Here is a 397-nt window from a genome sequence, read left to right as displayed (position 1 = left end):
ACGGCCACCTCATTCTCCTTCAAGCCTTCGCTCAGTTGCTGCAACGCCTCGGGTGTCCACTCGGTATCCGCCCTTGCATCGGTGCTGACCAGCTCCAGGTTCAAGCCACTGACGAGATAACCAAAGTGATCGCTCAAGCTGGCCACCGTCAGGTTATCGGCCTTGGCCAGTCGCGCTTCGCTGTCGGCGGTGAGCTTGAGCAGGCGTTGCTTGAGCGCGGCCAGGTTGGCTTCGATCTGCGGCTTGGCCTCGGGCGCCAGACGGCTCAGGTCGGCGGCCATCACATCGGCCATGCGCCCCATGTTGTTGCTGGCTTGCCACGGCTGGCTGTTCAGGCCGTCGGTGGCGCCCGGCTGCACGGCAATCCCCGGCAAGCCGCCGTCCACCGGGCGCGCGG

The 397-nt window shown here is 66.0% G+C and carries 1 protein-coding gene; it reads right to left on the bottom strand.

Going from position 1 to position 397, the window contains the following annotated elements; genetic code table 11:
- A partial coding sequence (locus tag HX846_RS39750; RefSeq protein WP_256739925.1) for a metal ABC transporter solute-binding protein, Zn/Mn family occupies positions 1-397 on the bottom strand: 397 nt, incomplete at both ends.

The sequence above is a fragment of the Pseudomonas sp. K5002 genome, assembly GCF_013386655.1.
Classification (GTDB): Bacteria; Pseudomonadota; Gammaproteobacteria; order Pseudomonadales; family Pseudomonadaceae; genus Aquipseudomonas.
The sequence above is the reverse complement of the archived record's forward strand: the minus strand, read 5'-3'. Positions and strand labels throughout refer to the sequence as shown.